Source organism: Haloferax chudinovii (genome assembly GCF_042663345.1).
In the GTDB taxonomy this organism is placed as follows: Archaea; Halobacteriota; Halobacteria; order Halobacteriales; family Haloferacaceae; genus Haloferax; species Haloferax chudinovii.
In genome coordinates this window covers 42,708-55,998 of the sequence record NZ_JBHTAB010000013.1, presented here as the reverse complement: position 1 = coordinate 55,998, position 13,291 = coordinate 42,708, and the positions used below count along the sequence as shown (strand labels likewise).

General features: G+C 55.8%; 13 protein-coding genes and 3 pseudogenes. 13 read left to right on the top strand and 3 right to left on the bottom strand.

Translation table 11 applies throughout. From position 1 onward, the window contains the following. The first annotated feature begins 54 nt into the window (after nt 1-54). On the top strand, nt 55-363 hold the full coding sequence (locus tag ACFQI8_RS17965) for a tyrosyl-DNA phosphodiesterase (protein ID WP_390247229.1): 309 nt from the start codon (nt 55-57) through the stop codon (nt 361-363). A 2-nt stretch (nt 364-365) separates the two neighbouring features. Here ACFQI8_RS17965 and ACFQI8_RS17960 read toward each other — a convergent pair whose 3' ends face one another. Then, entirely contained in the window at nt 366-2,903 is a 2,538-nt protein-coding gene (locus ACFQI8_RS17960; RefSeq protein WP_390247227.1) for an HsdM family class I SAM-dependent methyltransferase, read from the bottom strand. An 86-nt stretch (nt 2,904-2,989) separates the two neighbouring features. Between ACFQI8_RS17960 and ACFQI8_RS17955 the strand changes: the two are divergent. The 4 genes and pseudogenes from ACFQI8_RS17955 to ACFQI8_RS17940 all read left to right on the top strand — a co-directional run. Continuing rightward, a pseudogene (locus tag ACFQI8_RS17955) lies at nt 2,990-3,292 on the top strand (transcription initiation factor IIB family protein); the annotation flags it as partial. 77 nt (nt 3,293-3,369) lie between these two features. Next, entirely contained in the window at nt 3,370-3,882 is a 513-nt protein-coding gene (locus ACFQI8_RS17950) for a winged helix-turn-helix domain-containing protein (RefSeq protein ID WP_390247225.1), read from the top strand. Next, the gene (locus ACFQI8_RS17945) at nt 3,879-4,331 is read left to right on the top strand and encodes a toxin-antitoxin system TumE family protein (protein ID WP_390247223.1); all 453 of its coding nucleotides are present in this window, start codon (nt 3,879-3,881) and stop codon (nt 4,329-4,331) included. The genes ACFQI8_RS17950 and ACFQI8_RS17945 overlap by 4 nt, the downstream gene beginning before the upstream one ends. Before the next feature lie 2 nt (nt 4,332-4,333). Continuing rightward, nucleotides 4,334-5,155 (top strand): annotated as a pseudogene (locus ACFQI8_RS17940) (SWIM zinc finger family protein). A gap of 45 nt (nt 5,156-5,200) precedes the next feature. On the opposite strand, the gene ACFQI8_RS17935 reads toward ACFQI8_RS17940, so the two are convergent. After that, nucleotides 5,201-5,752, bottom strand: a complete 552-nt coding sequence (locus ACFQI8_RS17935; protein ID WP_390247286.1) for a DUF7342 family protein — start codon at nt 5,750-5,752, stop codon at nt 5,201-5,203. A gap of 136 nt (nt 5,753-5,888) precedes the next feature. Here ACFQI8_RS17935 and ACFQI8_RS17930 point away from each other — a divergent pair. The 4 genes and pseudogenes from ACFQI8_RS17930 to ACFQI8_RS17915 all read left to right on the top strand — a co-directional run bounded on the left by ACFQI8_RS17930 (nt 5,889) and on the right by ACFQI8_RS17915 (nt 8,277). Beyond that, nucleotides 5,889-6,750 (top strand): annotated as a pseudogene (locus tag ACFQI8_RS17930) (biosurfactant protein 1). 138 nt (nt 6,751-6,888) lie between these two features. After that, the gene (locus ACFQI8_RS17925) at nt 6,889-7,077 is read left to right on the top strand and encodes a hypothetical protein (RefSeq protein ID WP_390247221.1); all 189 of its coding nucleotides are present in this window, start codon (nt 6,889-6,891) and stop codon (nt 7,075-7,077) included. Nucleotides 7,078-7,166: 89 nt separating this feature from the next. Further along, the gene (locus ACFQI8_RS17920) at nt 7,167-7,547 is read left to right on the top strand and encodes a hypothetical protein (RefSeq protein WP_390247219.1); all 381 of its coding nucleotides are present in this window, start codon (nt 7,167-7,169) and stop codon (nt 7,545-7,547) included. Between the two features lie 67 nt (nt 7,548-7,614). Further along, on the top strand, nt 7,615-8,277 hold the full coding sequence (locus ACFQI8_RS17915; RefSeq protein WP_390247217.1) for a DUF6735 family protein: 663 nt from the start codon (nt 7,615-7,617) through the stop codon (nt 8,275-8,277). Between the two features lie 907 nt (nt 8,278-9,184). Here the strand turns inward: ACFQI8_RS17915 and ACFQI8_RS17910 are convergent. Further along, nucleotides 9,185-10,363, bottom strand: a complete 1,179-nt coding sequence (locus ACFQI8_RS17910; RefSeq protein ID WP_390247215.1) for an outer membrane protein assembly factor BamB family protein — start codon at nt 10,361-10,363, stop codon at nt 9,185-9,187. 127 nt (nt 10,364-10,490) lie between these two features. Here ACFQI8_RS17910 and ACFQI8_RS17905 point away from each other — a divergent pair, with 127 nt between their 5' ends. From ACFQI8_RS17905 to ACFQI8_RS17890, 4 genes are all read left to right on the top strand, one after another. Continuing rightward, nucleotides 10,491-10,907, top strand: a complete 417-nt coding sequence (locus ACFQI8_RS17905; RefSeq protein ID WP_390247213.1) for a hypothetical protein — start codon at nt 10,491-10,493, stop codon at nt 10,905-10,907. A 310-nt stretch (nt 10,908-11,217) separates the two neighbouring features. Next, nucleotides 11,218-12,171, top strand: a complete 954-nt coding sequence (locus ACFQI8_RS17900) for a hypothetical protein (RefSeq protein ID WP_390247211.1) — start codon at nt 11,218-11,220, stop codon at nt 12,169-12,171. A 59-nt stretch (nt 12,172-12,230) separates the two neighbouring features. Then, a complete protein-coding gene (locus ACFQI8_RS17895; protein WP_390247209.1) occupies nt 12,231-12,461 on the top strand; it encodes a hypothetical protein in 231 nt (76 codons plus the stop codon). A 225-nt stretch (nt 12,462-12,686) separates the two neighbouring features. Then, entirely contained in the window at nt 12,687-12,995 is a 309-nt protein-coding gene (locus ACFQI8_RS17890; RefSeq protein WP_390247207.1) for a DUF6788 family protein, read from the top strand. The last annotated feature ends 296 nt before the right edge of the window (nt 12,996-13,291 follow it).

The following is a 13,291-nucleotide window of genomic DNA, read 5'->3' as shown; positions in this document are numbered from 1 at the left end:
GTCCCTATCCAGCTGAACCGAATTCCGTACTCGATAGCGTTTATTTGCCCCTCAATGGGTGAGGGGCTCGCTGTACTGGCGAGTTCCCTGAACACGGTGAGAACGATGGCAACCAGAGACATCTACGAAACTGGCTTCGACGAATTCAAAAGACGGAACCGCAACCTCATCGCCAAATTCGACGACTCACTCGGCGTCTACAGCAGCGTCAGAAAATACGCCCGCACACTACCCAGCGAAGCACGCGCAACACAAGACGGCAACCACATCCAAATCAAAGCCGACGAAACACTCCAAAACTGGTTCCCCTTCAACATCAACCAAAGCAAGGGTCTCCTGTCACGGATAGTTCAGCTCGGATGATATCAGGCGGATACTCCGATTTGATCTTCCTCAGCTAGCCGCACGTATTCGTTCAGAGAAGCGTTGCAGAGTGCATAGAATGATATGAAGAAGTAGATCGAGAGCTCGCGGCTGTTCTCTATAATGTCGCCGTGGGCGATCTTGTTACGTCTCTGCCTTACAGTCTCATCTAAGAAAGTGCTGAATACGCCATCAAAGAAGTGCGATATCAGACTACCCAGATTCTTCGTCTGGGTCCGGCCTCTTCCCGGCATCTTGAATTTCGTCTCATGATCCTTCTCGATAATCTCCCCGCCTGTTTCTTCCACTAAATCTCCCAGCACCCCCTCAAATTGGAGAACAATACCAGCAAGAAAACCTCTGTAATGCCCCTGCTCAAACTCCATCAATAAGTCGTTCAACAACTCACTCCGATCCTCAAAGAACCCGATATTCTCGAATGTATTCCGAGCCTTGTCGAGAAGCTCTTCCTCAAACCGTTCAACAATGAACTCACGGGCTGCTTCCTCATCTGACTCCAGTAACTGTTGAAACTCTTCAAACTCAGATGGAGTCATAAACCAGGACCATGCGAAATCATCTCTGGACGCAAGGTACCGGCGGATTGATTCCTTCTCACTATCACTCTCACAGCTCTCTATCAAGAGCTGGTTCAAACTGACCAGGTCTCCGTCATCCTCGGGAGGGAAGAACGACTCCATACGGTTGAACAGGTCCTGGCTCAGGGCACCCTTGATAACGGGGATATCTCGTAGAGATCCAAAATTGAGCCGGTACCAGTCCAAGTCTATCGGATCGGCATACGTCTGGAAGAATTCCTTATACAACGGCGAATTCAATAGCCGAGCCAGAGAATCCCGTATCTCATCGGTCTCTGCCTGCAATCCGATCATAGCAGTATCAAACAACGCATCCTCAATCTCAACCCTGTAACAACGCGGGTTATCGAAAATCTTAGGTATAACCAGGTCTGGATTCTCGAACACACCCCGATAATCTACTTCGAATGCCGGGCCCTCCTGGTTGTAGCGCCTTGGTTCATTTTCGATATACTCTGCCAATTCGTTGTGGCCATCCTCTCTCAATTCCTCTACTACATTAGCTTCAGTAATCTCTACTTTCTCTGATTCGAGTTCGTCCGTGTAGGACTGGAGATCTAGAAGATACACATCAATGTCATCAGAGGTGATAGCCCTGATTTCGCTGGATGGGTTCTTGATTACCGGTCGGAAGAACTTGTCATCGATACCGGAGTCCTCCCGTTCCTCTTCGCTGAAATAGAAGAAGTCGTTGTTACCTGTACTGAGCCCGCTTCCTGCCTCGACACCTGAGAGATCGCCGAAACGAGTGAAGCCGTCAGAAGTGATGATATCATAGATAGGCGGGTTCGACAGGATCCGCACCACGTTCCTACCTTCCAAATCCTCGTGGGACGCCTTTACCAACTCCACGTTGTAGGGGTTGTAGCGATTCTGGAGTATCTTGTCGAGCGGCTGCTCGAACAATCCCCGAGCGTTCTCAGGTAACTCCGTCTGATTGAATTTCCCAATCCCTGTCTCACGTACATCTCGTGGTCTATCTTCCTTGATTACCGTGAGCAGTACCAACTCCGTGGAACGAGCACTGCCTATCGGACCAACAGGCAGTTCAATTACCCGGTGGATCCCGCAGCTTTCAGTCAACTCCTCTAATAAGCCCTGCTTCAATGCACTTTTCGGAAGCAAGAACGCCCCTCTACCACCTTCTTTCAGGTGTGAAACAGCTTTAGTGACAAAGGCTGCTGAAGCTATCTTTCCTCTGCCAGGAGCCCATTTTTGGATCCTTTCACGTCTTTCTGGGCTGACGTGGAACAGCCTTCCCATGGGCGGGTCGCCAATGACCGCATCAAACTTCTCCGCCTCCTCGTCACCTGAAGATGTCCCAGGTAGTTGCCATTCAAAGAAGTCTTGAGTAACTATTTCGGCGTTCTCATTCTCTTTTAGCCTGTTACGGGCTAAATCAGCGTATAGTGGTTCGATTTCGATGCCTACCAATTTCGAGCCTTCTGTGTATTCAGCGGCTTTTTGCATTAGAGATCCTGTTCCCGCAGCTATATCGAGCACCGAATAGTCCTTCTCTGAAACGGCCCAACCCGCCATCAGTTCTCTCAGAGGCTCCGGAGTGTAAGGCGGCAAATAGCCTGCATCAGCAAGCAAATCCATCATCTCAAACGAATCTATCTCTCTGGAGCTTCCTTCTCCGGTAACGATCTGGGTTAGCAGTATGCTGTGGTCCGTGGAGTCCGAAAGTTCGTACTGAAAGAATCCCTCCTCACTGAGCTCGATAAAGCCGTTTTTAGTTGCATACAGCACATTGTCCGTGTCTTCCGGCTCTCCCTCCGCCGAATGGAAACGATCTGTAGGGATCACCCGGAGAGACTGGTCCTCCAGCTCGACGACTAAACCGCCTCTATCAAGCGTCGCAGATAGTTCCTCAGAGACCGACTCCAATTCCTCAGAAACTGAATGAAGATCTATTTCCGGAGACCGCTCACGAATCATTATTGTCACAGTTTTCGACACCAACTCTCTTCAGCGTTAGGTCAATCAAGGGGATACGAACCAGCTTCGAACAACAACACCACGGGCTTAGAAAACAGGTCAGAAGCAGCTTTGACCGCGTCTCCCCCAGCATGTTCGTGCCGCGCCTAGCCTCGGACCTCGAGTGTCCGGATGCAATTCGGCAGCGGGCCCGAACACTCGCGGAGCAGGCTGAAAAGCGCGGGATGACGACGGGCGTCCATCCGGTCGGGTTCGCAGCGGCCTGCCTCTACACAGCCGGTCGCGAGGAGGGGCGATGGCTGACGCAGCGTGCCGTCGCTGAATCTGGGAACGTCACGCCTTCGACGGTTCGGACGCATCACGAGACGGTAGCGGAGCAGATCGTCTGACGACGCACATCTACAAGTACAAAAGTAAAATAATTTTCTCAGGAAACTATTTGTTTCTTGGCTGCGTAGCACCCAGTATGACCGAGACGTGGGACGACGTCAGCGAGCAGGTCAAAGCCGACTGGAAAGCCGACACCACGCCGTTCGAGCGGGTGTACGAAATCATCGAACAGACCCACGAGGGACAGTCGGCAGCCGAGATCGCCGACCGCGCCCTCGTGAGCGAGCCGACGGCCCGTCGGCACTGCAAGTCGCTCGTGAACACCGGGTTCGCCGAGACGGATCAAGATGGACAAACAACGTTGTACAAGCGAGACAGCGACCGGGTGCTGATGTCCCGGATCCGCGAGCTTCGTGAGGAAGCCAACCGAACGGAGTTGCTCGACGGCATCAAGGACATGAAAGCCGAGATCCGTCGCTACGAGGATCGCTACGATGTGGTGTCTCCCGAGGAACTCGCGCAGCAACTCGACGCCGACGAGGCGGACGGGTGGGACGACCTTACCGCGTGGCGAACGACGCGGCAGAATCTCGCGGTCGCCCAAGCGGCACTCGCGTATGACGAGGCCAGTCACCAGCTCGCTGTATGAGTGAGGACGACCGTGCCGGCGAGTTCGGGCCGATCTATCTTCCGGCACTCCAGCGGATTCGTGACCTCTGGCTCGAACTCGAACCGCTCGTCGACGCAACGTCGTACGATGACGTCGTCGCACCCACGGAACTGCAGATCAGTCTCAGCGATGGGCTTGGGGACGCCGAGCGCGCTCGGCTCGATATCCAGTGGAGCGAACTGGGGATGTATTCGTTCCACTACGTCGATAGCGACGACATCAACTGGCGCTTCGATCGCCACCCGAATACACACTCGCCCGAGATCCATTTTCACCCGCCGCCTGAGGCCGCGACGACGGCCGCCGAGCCGTCCTGTATCGACGTGACCGAAGTCTCACTCGTGGCGCGTGCCGTCCATGTGATGTGGCGGGCAGCGTACGAGGATGATACATTGGATCGGCTGAATAGTGCGTCAAACCCACCATAAGAATGGACGTAACCGAGGACGCAGTTCGGGACATCTGCACGGACGCAGTCTTCGAACGGGGCGAACGATATCTTGCTGAGGGCCGTATCCGCGAGATTCACCGCGTCGACACCACCGTAACCGCCGTCGTGAGTGGCAGCCGTCAGTACGATGTTCGTGTTGACCTCGCCACTGACGGGTTTGCCCCGTGGTTCGATTGTCCGTACGACGGGCCGGGAGCGTGCAAGCACGTCGTCGCCGTGTTGCTTCGGTGTGTCGACGACCCACCGGCAGACGAAGGCGAGCGACTCGGCACCGCACTCAACAGTGCCGACGCCGACGAACTGCGCGCGTTCCTGCGTGACGAACTCGCGAGCGATGCGGATCTCCGCGATCGGTTTCTCGCCCGCGTCGGCGAGCTGACGAGCCAGTCGATCGACGAGCATCGCACCGCGATCGACCGGCGGTTCGAAGAAACGAACCCTGAGTACCACGTCGTCTTCGAGCCCATCGACTTCACGCAGTGGTTCAATCTCGCAAACGAGTATCATGAGTAGGGGCGGTACGCGTCGGCGGCAACCGTCTACCGGGCACTCACCGAGTCACTCGACGAGAACATGGAGCGCATTGATGGCGCGTACGACCATTTCTCGCGTGCATTTAGTCGGGCACTCGACGGATATGTTGACTGTGTCGCAGCTACGGAACGCGACGCTGATGCGGTCACTGACGCCGTCGAATTCCTCACCGAGCGGGCGACATCGGGAACGCCGTTCCTTGCGGAACATTTCGAGAAGGCCGCAGTCGAACTCCAGCAAAAGGCGGATGAGCAGTCTTGCAAGTAGCTGTGTCGCCCTCGATGACGCCCGCAAGTTCGAAGATCACAAGAATTAGTTTGTGGCGCGGTCAGCCACGTTGATCCGCTGTTCGCGAGCGGCTTCGACGTCCGAGTAGAGCGCCAACGCGTGCTTGATGAGGCGACGGTCTTCCAGATTCTCCTCCCACCGCGTGATCACGTCACGACGTTCGTAAAGTTCGTCACTTGTGAGAGCGGCGTTGGCGAGCGACTGTTCGAGCTCCTCCCACGTCTCGACGTCGTAGGTCGCCTGCCATTCCTCGATCTCTCCTGTGATCGCCGCCAATTCGTTGCGAAGCTCCTCGCGCGTGTTCTCCTCGATGAGCGTGCGGATTTCCTCGAAGAGCAGTCGCGTGTAGTCCGGCTGGTAGCGCGTCGTCTTGCCGGCCTCGACGCGTCGCAGCTGGCCCTGGTCGACGAGATCCTGGAGCTCCTCATTGGTCGTGCTCCAGGCGGCGTCGGCCTGCTCGCTGATCCAGTTAACCGACCGGGGTTCACGAAGCGTCTCGGCGACGGCTCGAATACGGCCGCGAGCGCTCATCGACTCAGTCCACGACTGGACGCCATTCCGTGGGGATTCCGACATGCTTAGCACCTCTTGCAACAGTGTTCGCGCCATACTCCGATATATGTTTGTACCGTCTCGTATAATCGAGAGTACGTTACGAGCATAGGCGTCCGGACATTGAAATGCGAAACCAACAGAAGCTATGAGCCAACCGATGCACAACAGATATTCTGACTTTGAGGAACTGCGGCCGACCGGCGAGGCGTCCCACATTCCGGACACGAGGTTGGACGACGGGTGTGAAGGTGATCCCCGACGGCAACGCGTCGCGACGACCTCTGGTGGCTACCCTGATGCGCCGACGGTAACCGACGGCGAGTGCCGGTCCGTGGAGCGTCAATCCCAGACGGCCAGACGAAATGCCGGTTCTGTCTCACCAACCATCTCGGGAGTGACGCGACTAGCACGAACGAGACAGCGTCGACGACGTTCCTCGGTATCGTCCACCTGATCGTCGAGTCGGCCACGTTCTACGGCGCCGTGGCGAACCTCCTCTCCGCCAACGAGGCGGAGCCGGCCGTCGACGACTACACGCTCATCTACGATCTCGACGAGGCGCCGGCGCGCCAGCTAGCCGAGCAATGGCCCTCACTCCCCGACGCGGTAAAGGTGTCGTCAGAGGAGGGAGAGCGGCTTCTCAGTGCCGCCTGTGACCGGACTGGGTGCACGGGCAGGGAGCGTCGGAGCGTCAGGAGCAGGCCCCGACGCGGCTCTACGACCAGCGTGGGGACGGCATCCACGACGCGTCGCGTCTCGACGCGGTCCTCGACGACGCCGACGACTCGGTGTGGCTGGTTCCAGCGATGGCGTTGACCGAATCCACTGGCGAGAGTGCGACTGATCGTCAGGTGTCGTCGGTACCGACGACTCAGGAACTCGACTGTCAAACCTGTGGACGGGCGACCGACCATCGGTTCAAGACCCACGAGTCGGTCCCGGATGAGGCGTGGACGGGACAACCGATTTGGGAGTTCCGGGTGTGTGGCTCGGCTCGCTACGGACCTAGTCTCGAATAGGGCCAGTGCTGGGCGTCGGTTAACCAACACCCTACGAGTAACGTCTCGGTTCGTTGGTTAAGGCCACGAGCTCCTACAAGCCCGGCGCTAGTCGCGATTGGGAGTATTTCCGCGCCGGCGAATGGTGAGGCGCTTCCGATGGAGCAAGAGTTCAAACAGGGCTACCGAATGCATCGTATACTCAGCAATCTCAACCGTCTCGATGTCGACCGGTTGGACGACGCGGATCGAGAGCGAGTCGAGACCGCGAGAGACCTCTTGGAACAAGTGAGCCTTCTCACGAGGCCGGGCGACGGAGCCGGGGCGGACGCCCACACAGACTCCTAACGGCGTCTCCGTCCCAGTCACAGAGGGGCTCCTGAACGTGTTTTTTCGCCCCCAGAAGGGGTGCGGGGGATTCCCCGCGAGGTCCAGACATGGCGACACTACAAGCTGCGACAACATCGACCGGCGCGATCGTATCGGATCCGCAAGCAGTCCGCGAGCTCTGCGAGAACTACTGCTTCGGGACGCTCAACTGGGAGGTCACCGAGGACGGCGAGCTCACGATCTGGGGGTTTGATGATTTTGAGGTGTACGAGGCGCGGGAGAACGGCCTCCCGGACTGCGAGGGCGGCATCGTGACCCACGAATTCCTGCGAGAACTCGCCGACCACCTCGAAGCCGACGAAGAACTCGATATCCAGACACCGGGGTTCACCAAGTGCCGCTTTCCTGTACTGGCGAAGCGGTACGTCGTTCGCGACGGCGAAGTCCTCCACGCGGACCTCAGTTCCCTCGACCCGATCGACGAGTAGCGTTGTTCGTCCCCCGAGAGGGGTGCGGGGCGATCCAGTCGCGGTCGCCCCGTGAGGTGATTGCTCGATGGGACACCGCGCACTCGTTGCGTATGAACGCACAGACGGACAGTACACGCTCCACTACAGCCATTGGGGCGCAGCGAACCTGAAGCTCAAGCACCGAATCTCGGCTGAGTCGCCGTTCGGTGGCGACGACACCGACTCCAAGTGGGCGAAACAGCTGCTGGCGGAACTGGCCGATGGCCTCGAGGCAGATGCCGTCGACGGCTACCTCGCCGACGAGGATCGACCGTCGACGGTCGTCGAGCCGAAACCCCGTTCCACAGGCCTCTCGCTCGACGAGATCGTCGCTGACCATCTCGACTACCTCCACCACGAGGCGTTCTTCGTAGTGTCGACGACGTTCGAAGTGACCGCCTATCGGACGCTGTGGTTCGGCCTGCAGTACGAGTCGGAGACAGTCGAACAGGGGGAGACGGTCGGGAATGGCGCGCTCGCGACGGTGCGTTGGTACGACGGCGAGCCGGTCGGCGATGGCCACCTGCAGGGACAGTTCGCGGCCCTCAAAGACGTCGTCGGCGATATGCTCGACAAGGGCGTCTTCACGCCGTCGACGGCGAGACAGTATGTTAAACGGAAGCTAGCCGAGCGAGTCGGGGACCGACAGGAGTTGCTCATCCCGACTGGTGAATCACCGTTCGAGAAAGCAAGTCTGAACCACTCCTAGAGGGCTGAACAGTACGATTCGGATTATACCGTGGTCGAACACTCTGAAACAGCCATCGAAAGCTATTCGGGGGGAACAGTAAGACCAAAGACACTAATTGAGTTGTTTTCCAATTCGCTATGAATGCCTGAGTCCCCGCATCCTCCACAGGACGATCAGGGCAACCGAACACGTCGGCAGTTCCTGGCTGCAGGAGGAGTGGTTGCCACCGCCGCTCTTGCTGGGTGTAGTGGACTGCCTGGAACCGGGTCCCGAACGCTTGATACCGTCGTTCACGAAAACTCGGAAGACGAACTGTCGTGGGATTTCCCGGGCCAATCCGACGCTGAGAGCATCGGGTACGTCGAAATCCGTAGGAAACCACAATTCGACTCCGAGGGCTCGATTCCGTCACTGTGGTTCACCTTCAACGCGAGTATCGATCCGTCATCGTCCTACAAGCTGGATCAGTTCACGGCGACGTTCGCCACTCCGAATACCTATTTCGACCAACACGGCCAACTCACCTACCTGGTCAGCCCACCAACGCGAAGTGACAGCTTCAACACCTACTATCACGGGCCCGGAGTGGGACGACCCACCGGCAGTTCGTAATGGATATAGATGACATCGGCCTTGATGGGACAATCCAGTTCCCGTTTGTCATTCGAGACCCGCAAGCACTCCCGTCGACGTTGCAGTGTTCGTTCTCGGTTCAGGCAACCGAATCAGGGACGTTTGGGGAGATCGTTACCGCATCGGATTCAGGCACCTTCGAGTTTGACTAAGAAGAGGAAGAAGGCAGTTCAGGTTGATGTCTGAGACGGAGATGTGACAGAGTCAACCGATTCGGTGCCTCTGGTGGCGAGTTTATGTCAACAATCGAAATATCTGGTAATAGCACAACCTATCGGTCGCTATCGGTGAATCATTCACAGTTCGTTCGCAGCGTCACCGTATTCCCTGACGTGTACAGCAGCCCCCGACTGACAGGAACACATCCCGTTACAGATCTCTCAGATAGAGTCCACAGCTCGCTCCCGTCCTCAATACTCAGACCCACAATCCGGTCAGTCGTCGGAACGACGACCGACTCCCCAACGACCAATGGCGAGCCTGCGACATCGAGATCCTGTTCCCAGTGTATGCCGCCATCTGCCACCGCAAGCGCGTACACGGTTTTCTCGTCCGCACTGAAAACGCGGCTATGTCCGATTGCTGGTGAGAACAGACCACCATCATACATCGCTTTCGACCACTGGCGGTCTCCACTCCCAGCATCGAACGCCACGAGTTCATAGCGGTCGTAGCTTGCGAGGACGACATCCTCCGTCCGAACTAACGGCTCCGGAATATTTGGTCCAGGAATTTCCCATTGTGTCTCACCCGTCTCACGGTCCAGCGCGTAGATTCCCTGAGCGACAGAGCCATCTGCCGAGATATACACGGAGTCGGCATCGATGGCTGGCGGGGCAGGGATACTTGCACGCTGATGATCGTCACCAAACGTCCGCATCCACTGTGTGTCACCAGTTGACGCCGCAAGCGTAGTTACATCGCCCTGATCGCTCGTGGCGACGAGGAGGTCGTCAGCGACAGTCGGCGGATTGGGTCTGCCAGCTGTATCGTGTGTCCAAGTGGTCGTCCAGCTAGCGGTGTCGAGTGCGACGAGCCCGCCAGTCGATGGTTCGGTATAGTCGCCAAGTACGGGCGTAACAGCGAACGAACCTGCGAGAGCTGGTGGCCCAGTTGGACGCCGATTGAGTTCGTGGGTCGTATCGGAGGACCCGTCGTCGAGTTGCACGGAGGTCAGGATGCCATTCTGCTCGCCAGGTGTGCGACCGACGACGACAGCCGTATCATTTGTGGCAACGAGTCCGGTGATATTGATATCGTCCGCGAGAGAACTCGTCCAATAATCACCGCCAGCCGTGAGCGTCGGCTGATCGGGAACGGCGTTCGTATTGTGCGGAGAGGCACGTGTCTGTGGCCACTGCGCGACGCCAGGATCTGTCGGTGTACACGAATTGGTCTGGCAACCGGCAGTTGCCGCGAGAACTGTCGTGGCTGAGACTGCAAGGTATTCACGGCGCGATATGGAGGGCATCTGACCGAAACGTCGGATACAGAACCCATAGGGGTTTTGGATATCCATCGGTGGGCAGGTTACTCGAAGCCAACTGCTGTTTTTCAGGGGCAGCAATGGGTGAGCCCCGCCATAGGCTCGTGATTCGATGACCACAGAGGACGACCCGTTTCACGACTGCGAGTTGGATCCCGAGGCGATCCTCGGGACACACACCTTCGAAGACGTCCTGTTCACCGACGAGACGGAAACCCCGGTAAACGTGCTCACCGGCGAGACACCGGCACATTCGCAAGCAACCGTCAAGGAAGCGAAGGAGTTCGCTGCGAGTATCGACACGGGGACGCCCCAGATCGCCCTTCCGGCTTCTGTCGAGTCGCAGGTCGAAACACAGAGCAAGCCCTACACGGCGGCCGCGTTCTTCCACTTCAAGGCGACTGGCTCGCTCGAACGCCACCGTGCTTACCACGCCGCCTACGAGGCGGACGGGTTCGCGGTCGACTTCGAGACTGACTACGCGTCGGGCGAGTTGACCATTATTGTCGAGCGAGTGGAGGTGGCCTGAAAGCGAGAATACAACCCTGTGCTTCAACACGCGATACCGCTCGAAACCAACATTCGTCCTGACGGCCGCCTCCACCACTTCGAGGGGATAGCAACATGTTGACCGCAACTCCTATTCTGTTACCAAGACGTGATGGCCGCACTTGGTTCGTGGCGTGTCTGGGTGGGGATGTTACAAGCGGAGTTCGTCGTTGGTAATAAGTAACGATTGCATCAATGATTTCGAGAACTTCACCAGAAGAAATATTGTTAGCCAACTAACCAATTCTAATTGGATGTTTGACAGAATATCCCGCCGAAGGTTCGTCTATATGAGTGGAGCTACCATTGGACTTGCCTCCTCTGTTGGACTCACATCTGCTCGTGGGTCTACTGAAAAACGACAAAACCACATTGAGGCAAAAATCGATACTGCGGTTGAAAATGGTGTAAAGTACGTCGTCTCACTCGTTCGTAACAAGAAGACGGATGAGATTGATGGTGTAATCCTCCCGGTGTCCGTTGACGATCGTAAGGACCAACCGCTGAAATTAGCATTTAACGACTCAGATTCGAATCTATATGAGGTTTCAGATGATGTACTCGCACAAGTTCAGGAATCTGTTTTCGAAGCTAAGCCAGACACTATGGTGACTAAGGAAACAACTGAACGACAAAAAGAGGTCCAGACTGACATTTGGGGCCCTCTACGTGATATCGTACAGCGATCAGATCCCAGCCGCGGAGACATAGAAACCCAAGAAGAATCACTATTAGAAGATGTTGTAAAAGAAATCGCTGCCGGGACAAAAGATTCGATCAATCGAATTGGTGCGTACTACATTAAAAGTCCAGACGGTACTGAGTGCGATGCTTCAGCAAACAGTAACCCGCACCGTCAATTGGGTATCTCAGTTGATTACGAAAAGAAATTAGGTGAGTTCACCGAGACAGCTATTACTGGTGTATTGGGTGCTGTGCTTGGAGCCCTTCTTGCTGGTTTAGCTGGTGCTGCTCTTGGTGGCTTACTTGGAGCTATCGTTGGCTTTGGCATTAAGTATCTCAAAGATACAACTAATGCAACATTTGCTTATCGTGATATAGATAAATGTGCTCTTAGCGCTTGCTCGCCATTTATGAAGCCACTCGTGAGTGGTATTTGGATGGACGAAGACACCGATCTACTTGAGGTTGATATCGGTGAATCAGATCTTCCTGCAGTCCACCTTGAAAATGGTGCACAGGTTGATGTGGGCTTCAGGGATGAATTAAAGATCTCATCTTAACGAGTCACGGGAAATACGAAGAGCCAACCATAAACTATAATTTGTTGACAGTAGTTCAGATGAAAGAACTCTTAACGAAGATTAGAAATGAGGCAGACCAAGAGCTACAGCATCCATTGCCAGGGGTTATTCTCGTCGGACTCGCTGCTGGACTAGGTGTACTCCTCATGGGTAACCTAGCCAAATCGGTTCTGGGTGGTTCGAGTATTATTGCTGATTTTGCAGCGATTATTGGAGCAGGCTTCTATGCCGCTGTTGCGTACTATGCTCTCGCAAAACTTGGGCTTTGACCGTGCAGGTAAGCCACTTCTGAGGTGTAATAGTTCCCCTGAGAGGGCCTTAACCAACAGAGATGGGTTGTTGGCATTTGCCGTTGGTTAACATGATCTGAGCGATCATACTATGAGCCACCGACACCCCCAGAACTTCCCACCGACATCATCGATACCCTCGACGACTACTCGCCCGAACCCCTTCGACACGTTGCAAGATACGCCGAAGAACTCGCAGAATCCATGAGCGAGAAGCACGGCTATAGTAATCTCCAGAAGTATCTACTCACAGTTGTCTCTGTATTACTGAGAGCCGGCGTGATACGACCGTTTCCGGCTGGTGGACCCGCAAAGACTCCCAGATTCTACTATAGCGGAAAACGAAGAGAGCAACCAGTCGAGGAGCGGCCAGAAGACCGTCCGGACGACGTCCCCTCGAAGGCAACGATCACGGTGAAAGAGATCAACGACAATCGGTACTACTACTGGCAATGGAGAGAGGGCGAAAAGATACGTTCCAAATACAAAGGACCGGTCGATTCGGATAACTAGTCCACGTTTGTCGGTGAGACGGAAGGACGGTGTTTTACTGGAAATAGTGGTGTGGTGGCTGGCAATCTCGTCTCATCAGCTCGTCGAACACGAGTAGACGTTGGTGCAACTCACGGTTGGTCAATAACCAACGAGTGAATAGCATTTCCCCTCCACGTTGGTTAATCTACCCAGGATGTCTGACGTGTGTCAGACCCCACCATTTCCACTAATGCACGTACACGATGAGAGCTGCCGGCTCTAACTACCCACTCTCCCCCCACTATTTCCAGTAAAGCTAGTGATGAAGATCTCCC